Source organism: Salipiger marinus (assembly GCF_900100085.1).
Lineage (GTDB): Bacteria > Pseudomonadota > Alphaproteobacteria > Rhodobacterales > Rhodobacteraceae > Salipiger > Salipiger marinus.
This window is the reverse complement of record NZ_FNEJ01000051.1, coordinates 1-8242: the sequence shown is the minus strand read 5'-3', so window position 1 is coordinate 8242 and position 8242 is coordinate 1. Positions and strand designations below refer to the sequence as shown.

At 60.6% G+C, this 8242-nt stretch carries 13 protein-coding genes and 1 tRNA gene; 11 read left to right on the top strand and 3 right to left on the bottom strand.

Going from position 1 to position 8242, the window contains the following annotated elements; translation table 11 throughout:
- The 5 genes from BLR51_RS26225 to BLR51_RS27550 all read left to right on the top strand — a co-directional run.
- Positions 1–592 (top strand): hypothetical protein (locus BLR51_RS26225; RefSeq protein WP_089852494.1); only part of this gene is annotated, 592 nt, incomplete at its 5' end.
- Positions 593–829 (top strand): hypothetical protein, encoded by a 237-nt coding sequence (locus BLR51_RS26220; RefSeq protein ID WP_089852492.1) that lies wholly within the window; start codon positions 593–595, stop codon positions 827–829.
- A gap of 10 nt (positions 830–839) precedes the next feature.
- Positions 840–1103, top strand: a complete 264-nt coding sequence (locus BLR51_RS26215; protein ID WP_089852490.1) for a hypothetical protein — start codon at positions 840–842, stop codon at positions 1101–1103.
- A 52-nt stretch (positions 1104–1155) separates the two neighbouring features.
- A complete protein-coding gene (locus tag BLR51_RS26210) occupies positions 1156–1590 on the top strand; it encodes a hypothetical protein (protein WP_089852488.1) in 435 nt (144 codons plus the stop codon).
- A complete protein-coding gene (locus BLR51_RS27550; RefSeq protein ID WP_131821900.1) occupies positions 1565–1846 on the top strand; it encodes a hypothetical protein in 282 nt (93 codons plus the stop codon). The genes BLR51_RS26210 and BLR51_RS27550 overlap by 26 nt, the downstream gene beginning before the upstream one ends.
- A gap of 749 nt (positions 1847–2595) precedes the next feature.
- Here the strand turns inward: BLR51_RS27550 and BLR51_RS26205 are convergent.
- Complete coding sequence (locus BLR51_RS26205) at positions 2596–2994, bottom strand: hypothetical protein (RefSeq protein ID WP_089852486.1); 399 nt, start codon at positions 2992–2994, stop codon at positions 2596–2598.
- A 150-nt stretch (positions 2995–3144) separates the two neighbouring features.
- Between BLR51_RS26205 and BLR51_RS26200 the strand changes: the two genes are divergently transcribed.
- From BLR51_RS26200 to BLR51_RS27905, 3 genes are all read left to right on the top strand, one after another.
- Positions 3145–3933: a lysozyme gene (locus BLR51_RS26200; RefSeq protein WP_089852484.1), complete on the top strand. Its 789-nt coding sequence runs from the start codon at positions 3145–3147 to the stop codon at positions 3931–3933.
- Positions 3930–4148 carry a hypothetical protein gene (locus BLR51_RS26195; RefSeq protein WP_131821899.1) on the top strand — a complete coding sequence of 73 codons (219 nt, stop codon included), beginning with the start codon at positions 3930–3932 and terminating at the stop codon, positions 4146–4148. The genes BLR51_RS26200 and BLR51_RS26195 overlap by 4 nt, the downstream gene beginning before the upstream one ends.
- A gap of 128 nt (positions 4149–4276) precedes the next feature.
- Positions 4277–4441, top strand: coding sequence for a hypothetical protein (locus BLR51_RS27905; protein WP_165616951.1), 165 nt, complete (start codon positions 4277–4279; stop codon positions 4439–4441).
- 154 nt (positions 4442–4595) lie between these two features.
- Here the strand turns inward: BLR51_RS27905 and BLR51_RS27545 are convergent, their stop codons facing one another.
- A complete protein-coding gene (locus BLR51_RS27545; RefSeq protein ID WP_131821898.1) occupies positions 4596–5156 on the bottom strand; it encodes a hypothetical protein in 561 nt (186 codons plus the stop codon).
- A gap of 192 nt (positions 5157–5348) precedes the next feature.
- Here BLR51_RS27545 and BLR51_RS26185 point away from each other — a divergent pair, with 192 nt between their 5' ends.
- The 3 genes from BLR51_RS26185 (at position 5349) to BLR51_RS26175 (ending at position 7243) form a co-directional block, all read left to right on the top strand.
- On the top strand, positions 5349–6395 hold the full coding sequence (locus tag BLR51_RS26185; RefSeq protein WP_089852478.1) for a sensor histidine kinase: 1047 nt from the start codon (positions 5349–5351) through the stop codon (positions 6393–6395).
- Positions 6343–6750, top strand: a complete 408-nt coding sequence (locus tag BLR51_RS26180) for a response regulator (RefSeq protein ID WP_165616950.1) — start codon at positions 6343–6345, stop codon at positions 6748–6750. The genes BLR51_RS26185 and BLR51_RS26180 overlap by 53 nt, the downstream gene beginning before the upstream one ends.
- A 412-nt stretch (positions 6751–7162) precedes the next feature.
- A tRNA-Val gene (locus BLR51_RS26175) sits at positions 7163–7243 on the top strand.
- A 662-nt stretch (positions 7244–7905) separates the two neighbouring features.
- Here the strand turns inward: BLR51_RS26175 and BLR51_RS26170 are convergent.
- Positions 7906–8242 (bottom strand): transposase (locus BLR51_RS26170; RefSeq protein ID WP_165616772.1); only part of this gene is annotated, 337 nt, incomplete at its 5' end.

Here is an 8242-nt window from a genome sequence, read left to right as displayed (position 1 = left end):
GAAGATGAACAGCACGCAGCTGGCACAGGAACTGGGCATCTCGAAGGGCCGGGTCAGCCAGTATGTGGCGCAAGGAAAGCTCGACGGGTGCTTTTCCGGCGAGGGCCGGGCGCGGCGGTTCGATCTGGAAAAGGTCCGCGCGGCGCTGCAGCACCGGCTCGATCCCGGCCAGATGCTGGGCAACGGCGCGGAGACAAAACGCCGCCTGCAGGAGCCCGAGCCTGCCACCCCGCGCGAGGGCGAGCTGCGGCGCGGCGATCCGGACCGCTATGAGCTGGCGCGGATCCAGAAGGTCGAGGAGGAGGCGCGCAAGCTGCGGCGCCAGAACCTCGAGGCCGAGGGCACGCTGGTGCTGGCCGATCGCGCCGCGCAGGCCACGGCGCGGGCGCTGGCGCAGGAGGTGGCGGAGTTCGAGGGGGTGATGCGCCGCGCGGCGCGGGCCATCGCCGACCAGCTCGGCGTGGATTTCAAGGAAGCGCGCAAGATCCTGATCGACACCTGGCGCGAGCATCGCCGGGCCCGCGCCGAGGTGCTGGCGCAGCAGGCGGCATCGGCCGGGCTTGATCCGGAGGAACGGGAGGCGGATTTCTGAATGGGCTATCTGACCTCGGCGGAGGCGGTGATCCGCGCCGCCCTGTCGGCGGCCATGCGGGTGGAGGGCGTGAGCTTCCACAGCGCGGGGGCTGGCGCCAGCGCCGACATCCAGTTTGCCGCGCTTGTCACCAAATCGTTTGCGATCAACAACAGCCTCGCCACCCAGCTGGGCGCGACCGGGCTTGTCCTGCCGGGCAGCGGCTCCGGCAACATCCTCACCCAGAACGCCGCATAAGGAGACAAGGATGCCAGATCAGGCCGATATCGATGCCGCGCTGACCCGCCTACGCGCCGAAGGCTATACCGACGCCGCCAATGACCAGCAGCTTTATGGCGAGCTGACCCGGGCGGCGGCCTGCTACGAGGCGGCAGACGGCGCCGACAGCCCGATGCCACGGCACTGGTCCTTCGCCACCGATGCCTGGGCCCCCGGCTCACCCGCCGAGAACGCAGCCACCGCCGCCGCCTTCCGCGTGCTGGACGCCGAACGCCTGGGGCGCGCCTCCTGATGCTGCCCGCGCTCCTCACCGCCATCTTCCGGCATCATCTTGCGGAGGCCCCATGACCATCGCTGACACGCTCCTGCAGCATGGGCGGGCGCTGGAATGGCTCACCAGCACCGTGATCCTGTCCTTCGCGTTCGTCCTCGCGTTGCCCGGCGACACGCTCGCCGCCTCGCCCAGCTTTCTGGCTTTTCAGGTCATTGGCACGGATGAGGTGGCGCTCGCCATGCCGCTGACGGTGATCGCCGTCATGCGCATGGGCGGGCTCTGGATCAACGGCAACTGGCAGCGGTCGCCGCTCTTGCGGTGCATCGGTGCGGTGTCCGGCGCGGGGATCTTCGCATCCTTGGGCATGATGTTCGCGGTGCCCGTATTGTCGGGCCAGCAGGCCGCAGTCACCACGGGCGTCGGGACATATTTCGTCCTCGCCGCCTTCGATGTTCTCGCAGCCTATAGGTCCGCCGCAGATGTTGGAAATTATCAACGGCATTGAGCCGGAAGCATGGGCGGGGCTGGCCGGTCTGCTGGGCGGCGTGGCAACAGCCGTTGTCGTCGTCTCAAAGGGCCTGAAGAAATCACCCCCGGAAGTCGGCACCTCCAAGCCCGAGGCCGACATGACGGATTATGTCCTGCTGGAGGTGCGGGACATCAGTCGTCGCCTCGATGATCTGCACGAAGATCTGCAGGAAATCGACCGCCGGACAGAAGGCATTCACCAGCACACAAGCGTGCTGATCGACCGCCGTTAAGGCCCCGCTGGGCAGGGCCATTCTCAGCAGATAATCCCGGGGGCTGGTTGTGTGAGCGCAGCTCGCAAAGGGTTGTAATGATACTCAGTAACTAAAGGGGGCAACCGTACTGGGTAACATCTCACGCTGCGCTCACAGCCCGGACGTGGCCCGGGAGACTTCGGCGGCAACATGCATTTTCGAGTAGTCGAGATTGCAGAAGTGCGAACGCAGCCTTGGACGGGAATCCGCAGAGTTAACATGCTACAGGCCACATTCGCGTATCGAATATATGAGCAAGCCTTGCCCAAATAAACCTCGTTTTTCGGTCACATCAGGTAACGGGTCAGCCAGCATCTAGAGCTGCAGGAAATCGACCGCAGGACCGTAGCCATGAACAACCGAAGGCGGGGGCTTGCCTGACCGTGCTGATGCGCGGGCAAACACAAGGCTCCTCGTCCCGCTCAAAGTTCCTTGCGCTCACGCGAAAGCTCCAGGCTTTGAGCGGGACGAGGGTGAGAGCGGCATCCTGCGTCAGGGTGTGTCATCGGTCAGCAGGCCTATCCGGACCGCACTCTGCCAAAGAATGTAGCTGCTTGCCCTGATTCTACGCAACCGGAATCTCCGGACGGCGTGTCGCCGCTGCGTGGCTTCCGGAGGCGTGGACGCGGCCCTGAGGCGCCACTGGTGCTGTGTGCGGTCAAGGGGCCTACGCGGTCGCGCCCACAAAACGAGTCTAAGCGTGGCGAGGGGAAGATGCCAAGTGGGAGTCAAATCCCATCTTCAGGGCGGGAATCCTCCGGCGTGTCCGCATGCATAGCGCGTGATAGCTCCATCACGCCTTGAACGAGCCAAGTGCTGAGAGTGATAAGGGTAAGACCAAAGCAACTCGATACCCAGTGTAGGGGCGCGCCATTCCGTCCGAACTGAGGCTGCAGAAGTTCGAGCCCGCCCGCATAGACCGCTGCTGTTGGCCAGAGCCAGATCAGCCAAGCGGGGCGAAGGAGCGCTGCCGGGACCATTAATAGCGCGAAACTCAGCACGTGCTCCAGCAGCCCGCCCATCCAGCGGTCGTCGAGCAGGATTGGTGTCGGAGCAAGCGCGAGCGCCGCGATCCCAAGGGCGAGGATCATCGTCAGGCAGACGGTGAGGATTGTCGTTCGTGACATCGCGGCTCCTGAAGGTCGAGACGGGTGAGCGGATCCCCAGGTGCCTTCATCAACACCAAAAGCTGGTGTGCACTTCGGTCGGGACAAGCCCGAGAAGAATGAAATATGTCGCCCCGTAATCGTGCGGGGCTTTTTCCATTGGAGAACCCTATGAAACTTGTGAAGAACTGGAAGGCCATCGCCGCGCGCTCGCACAGCATGTGGTCGATCTACCTAGGCATCATCGTGCTGCTGGTGCCGGATATCCTCTATCTGCTGTTCAGCCTCGACACCTCGCCGCGGCTTTGGTTTGTCCTCGGCCTCGGGCTGCTGATCTATGGCGCGGTGGGGCGGGTGAAGGATCAAGGCATCGACCGGGATCGGCTGCACAGCCCGGCGTGGATCGTGCTGCTGGTGGTGCTGATCGGGGCCGGTGGTGCGGTCTGGACCGGCCAGCGCCCGGCTGCGCCCGCCCCGCCACCGCCGGTTGCTGCCGCGCCGCAGGATGGGGCGGAGACGCTGGCCTATGCCGTTCCGCTGGTGTCCAAATGGGAAGGGCTGCGGACAGTGGCCTATCGTGACCCGGTGGGCATCTGGACCATCTGCTACGGGGAGACACAGGGCGTGACGGCAGGCATGGTCAAGACGGAGATGGAATGCGCGGCTATGCTGTCGTGGCGCCTGCTGGAGTTTCGCGCGGGCCTGCATCGGCACCTGACATCGGAGACGCTGGCCGGGCGCCTGCCGCCGCCGCGGGACGCTGCCTATACCTCCTTCGCTTATAACGTGGGTGTGCCTGGGGCAGGCGGCAGCACGGCGGTGCGGCGGCTGAACGCGGGTGATATCGCCGGTGGCTGCGAGGCGCTGACGTGGTGGAACAAGGCCGGTGGCCGCGTGCTGCGCGGTCTGGTGGCGCGGCGCACAGAAGAGCGCGACCTGTGCCGCCGGGGGCTGACATGACGCTGCCGGACTTCCTGCGCTGGCCCCTCGCGCTGGCTGCTGTGGCGGTGCTGGCCTTCGGGTCGGGCTACTGGCTCGGGGCGCGGGATGCGCGCCAGAAGGCGGAGCTGAGCGAGGCACGCGACCATATCGACACAAGAGGGAGGGTAGACGATGCGCTGGTTCGTCCTGATGGCTGCGTTTGGTCTGACCGGCTGCGTCAAGCCTGCGATTGAGCCCGGCCTATGTGCCGGCCTGCGCCGCCCCGTGGCTGAACTCCGCGCGGGGCTAGAGCGCCATTCCGAGACGCCGGAAGAGGTGGGAGAGCCCGGAACGGACGTGGTGCTGGGGTTTGAGGCAGGGTGTGGCTGATTCTGCCGCCGGCGCAAGCCGGAGCGCCACGCTGCCGTTCGTAACTTTTGACAAGGCGACAGGCCTTCTCGCCATTGACGTAACTGCGGCATTGATCTCGTTGGCGGTGGTGCTTTATTTCCTCGTGAGCGGCGGCATCTTCGAGTGGTTCCGGTGAGCCAAGGCGTTTGGTGGGAAGACGTGAGCTTGCCACCACAACTGATCCACCCAACAGACTCGCTCCTAGATCGGCGCGGCCACATTCTACCCCTTTCGAGAAGTCTATCGTGTCAATTCTAAAATTCGACAGAGCTTCGCCCTCTTTGATGCTGTCATTGCATGACGCTCGTACCCTCGTCGTCCAAGGTCTTTCGCAATGCAAAGACAAGCCTGTCCAGCAAAGGCTGTCCGTCGTGGTGTCGAACGTTGGCGATGGCGCAGAGGAGCACGCGCTCGACAAAGCGGTCAGCAACGGTGGGTTCGGTGTAGAGAATCCGAGCGACCGCGCGTAGGTAAGGGAGGCTCCCGTCCACGTCAAACTCATGGTCATCGTTGCCGGCACGAACTCCCCTTCCCGGCACAAAATACGGCGCAACGATGAATATGGGAATTCGCCGGAGGGTCGGAGGAAGCGAGATTCTAGTGTGAACCGTCCCACGGCAGAATACAACTGACACCTGTTGTTCGTGCAACTGTCTCGCGATTTCCGGAGTGTTTTCGATGTCTGGGTCGAGTATTGCCGCTTCGGCGCGGGGGCGGGCGGCGTGGAGGTTGAACGGTCCGGGAGGGGGAGCCACTGCTGTGGCGCCCAAACTGGAAATCAGATGAGAGTATACTTGCCAGCTCAGCGCCGATTTTTGGCTCAGCAGGACCGTCTTCGGTAGAAAATCCATCTTTACGCCTTCGGACAATGCCTTCATCTACAGCTGGGAGAGAACGTGCGACCGGTGTTCCAGTTCCCTTTGCCAAGACGGGCGCGCTGTCGTTGGGCAAAGTCGTCAAGAAACACCCACTTCACCTTCCTCTTGAAAGATGGCAGAAAATGTGGCGCAATCGCCGCGACCCAAGCACCTTGAGGAATAAACATGACGAACCAAGGTGGTTTCGATCTGCGCGCGCACGAACTTCTGAACAAAACGATAGCGTTCGCGGCCTTGCTTGCTCCCGACGGAACCGTTCGAGACGTGAGCGAAAATGCCTTGACGGCCGCAGGAGTTTCGCTCTCGGATGTCCAACATCTCCCCTTTTGGCGAGGGTACTGGTTCTCACATGACGGTAAGCTGCAAGAGCGAATCCGTCGCTCAATCGCTGCCGCCGCCGCTGGAGAAACCACGAGGTTTGATTTCTCGGCTCGACTTGCGAACGACGAGCGTCTACATGTGGATTTTCAGATTGTACCCGTTCAAGATGCCGAAGGCAGTATTGTCGAACTTTTGGCATCGGGTTCAGACATCACCGAGCGAGAGCAGACAAAAGCGCGTCTAGAACTGGCGCTTCGAGACTCTGATCACAGGATCAAGAACATCTTCTCCACCGTTCGCGCGCTGGCGCGGATGACCAAGCATCACTCTCCGCCGGAGCAGGCGCTCGACAATTTTCTTGGCCGGTTCGAGGCGCTTGCATCTGCACACCGTGTCTTAAGCTCTGCGGATAGGTCAGGGCATACGACGTTCGAAACCCTCGTCAGAGCTGTTCTGAAACCGTATGTACAGGAAGACGCCGAACGATCGTTCTCTATATCTGGCAGTCCGCGCCTTCTCCTTCGCGACAGAGCGAAGCTGCTTGCGCTGTGCCTCCACGAACTGACGACAAATGCAGTGAAGTATGGTGCTCTCTCCTCCGTCGGCGGTAAAATCACGGTCTCACTCTCCGACTTCGACGCGGAAGGTCGGGTCAGCTTCAGCTGGTACGAAGAGTTTGACACCCCGGTACTACCTTCCTCGCGCACTGGCTTTGGGACCAAGTTCTTGGAGATGTCTTTTCAAGACATCTTCGGGACGAACCCGCAGCTTGAATTAGCGCCAGATAGGCTAACTTTGACAGTACTAGGGGCGCCGGCCCAGCTGTATGAGAGAGAAAATGACTACGAGCACCAAGACCGGGCATCTTCGTGTCATGATCATCGAGGATAATCCTCTCATCGCCTTAGATCTACAGCTGCAGATTGAAGACTTTGGGCACGTGTTCGCGGGCAGGCATGCGCGCTCTTCGTCGGTGGTGGAAGGTGTTGCAGCGACCGGACCGGATGTTGCCTTGGTCGATTTGTACTTGGCAGATGGACGAACAGGCGCGCTGGTGGTTCACGAGCTCAATAAGATTGGAGTGCCGTCGATCGTGGTGTCTGGCGAGTTGCGGCATCATATCGAGCTTCCTGAAGCCATTGCAGTTCTCGAAAAGCCGGTTGACGCTGGCCTTCTCGAGGCGGCTCTAGAAAAAGTCGCTCAGAACCTTCAGGCGCATTCACCCAATCCCACGCGGGATAAGTGACTGGTTGCATCACTGCTTTCGCAAGAGGCGTGGCAAAAATGCAACAATTTTAGATAGCCGCCTATCCATTGGGATATGTGGCTATCCTTGCGTGGTCTCGCACTGGCAGAAATTTTTCGCTAAAACTCTCGCTATAATTGCTAACCGCAAGCACGAAACGGGAACTCCTATGAACTCTTTCGCCGCGAAGCTGATCGTACTCGTCCTGCTGTGTGGCGTCGTGCAGTACCTCCACATCTACTTCAAAAGTAAGGACGATAAATAGCGGTTCAGAGCATAGGATTTCCTGAAGTAGCCTCAAGTCGCTCGAAGGCCTCAGCGGTTACGAAGTGTGCCCCGGTTCACTGAACCTGCGTGAACCGGGGCGAGGTTGAAAGGTGGGCGAGAATCTAGCTTTAAAAAGTGCACTGCTGGCGTGATGTGAGTAGCTTGGCGAAGGGGCGCTTCGTTTACACCGAAGATGTCGGGAGTTCGAGTCTCTCATCACCCACCAGTTCGGTGGTCAGTTGCTGAAACGAGTGTGCGATCCGTGTGCGTGGCATTTCCTCGCTGCGGAATAAGCTTGCAGATCGACATTTCACCTACTGCGTTCTCACACGGCCTTATCAAAATTCCGAAAAATGCGGGACAATGATCCCTAAATCTGGCCGACGCAGTCAGATCGCATCCGCATGCGGTCTGGAAAAGATATGTCTGTCCGCCGCTCGCGCGCGAACGATATGCTTTTGTTGCGAAACAAGAATACGAGTATTCACGTAGTTTGTAAAAAACTGTGCAATTGCTGGTGAGGTTGAGATCTAGGGTTGGGCTTTCTGTATCAGGTTCTGGGCAGACCAGCCCGCACAACCGTTTGACCGGTGATCGACTTATCAGAAGAAAACGGGGTTACAAAAATGATGGCCGCACAAGTAAGGCGCTATTTCCAATGCCGGTTCTGCAATCACATGATGCGATTTGGGGCTTCGCATTGTGGCTCCTGCTATCAGCCAGCACCAGTCTATAACCGTGTCTGGGTCTGGTGGCTGGTGGGGCTGGCCGTGGTGCTGTTCGCGATGTGGATTGCCATAGTGCAGCTTGCCTGAAGCCATGAGGCGGGGCAGGGCCTGTTTACGGCACTCGCCCGGTCCCGCCTCATGCAACCCGCGCCGCCCTAGGTCATGTTGACAAAAGGCGCAGCCAAAGTCGGATGGAGGTGATGTCGATGAAGCCCAAGAAGCTCTCAGCGGTTTTGTCGTAGCGTGTGGCGACACGGCGTGCGTTTTTCAACTTGTTGAAGCACCGCTCGACAAGGTTGCGCAAGGAATAGAGAGAATGATCCACACCCACGCGCATCCTGCGTGATTTGCGCATGGGAATTTGGGTGAGCACCTCCCGCGCCTCCATCTTTTTCCGAATGCGGTCAGCATCATAGCCTCTGTCAGCCAGCAGGACGCTCGGCTCTGGCAGGTTGTTGACCATGACCAGGTCGAACCCCAGGTAATCGGATGTCTGC

Coding starts and splice junctions, on each gene's coding strand:
- BLR51_RS26205 (WP_089852486.1), bottom strand. CDS start 2,994: ATGTCACGAACGACAATCCTCACCGTCTGCCTGACGATGATCCTCGCC.
- BLR51_RS26200 (WP_089852484.1), top strand. CDS start 3,145: ATGAAACTTGTGAAGAACTGGAAGGCCATCGCCGCGCGCTCGCACAGC.
- BLR51_RS26195 (WP_131821899.1), top strand. CDS start 3,930: ATGACGCTGCCGGACTTCCTGCGCTGGCCCCTCGCGCTGGCTGCTGTG.
- BLR51_RS26185 (WP_089852478.1), top strand. CDS start 5,349: ATGACGAACCAAGGTGGTTTCGATCTGCGCGCGCACGAACTTCTGAAC.
- BLR51_RS27545 (WP_131821898.1), bottom strand. CDS start 5,156: ATGGATTTTCTACCGAAGACGGTCCTGCTGAGCCAAAAATCGGCGCTG.
- BLR51_RS27550 (WP_131821900.1), top strand. CDS start 1,565: ATGTTGGAAATTATCAACGGCATTGAGCCGGAAGCATGGGCGGGGCTG.
- BLR51_RS26210 (WP_089852488.1), top strand. CDS start 1,156: ATGACCATCGCTGACACGCTCCTGCAGCATGGGCGGGCGCTGGAATGG.
- BLR51_RS26215 (WP_089852490.1), top strand. CDS start 840: ATGCCAGATCAGGCCGATATCGATGCCGCGCTGACCCGCCTACGCGCC.
- BLR51_RS26180 (WP_165616950.1), top strand. CDS start 6,343: ATGACTACGAGCACCAAGACCGGGCATCTTCGTGTCATGATCATCGAG.
- BLR51_RS26220 (WP_089852492.1), top strand. CDS start 593: ATGGGCTATCTGACCTCGGCGGAGGCGGTGATCCGCGCCGCCCTGTCG.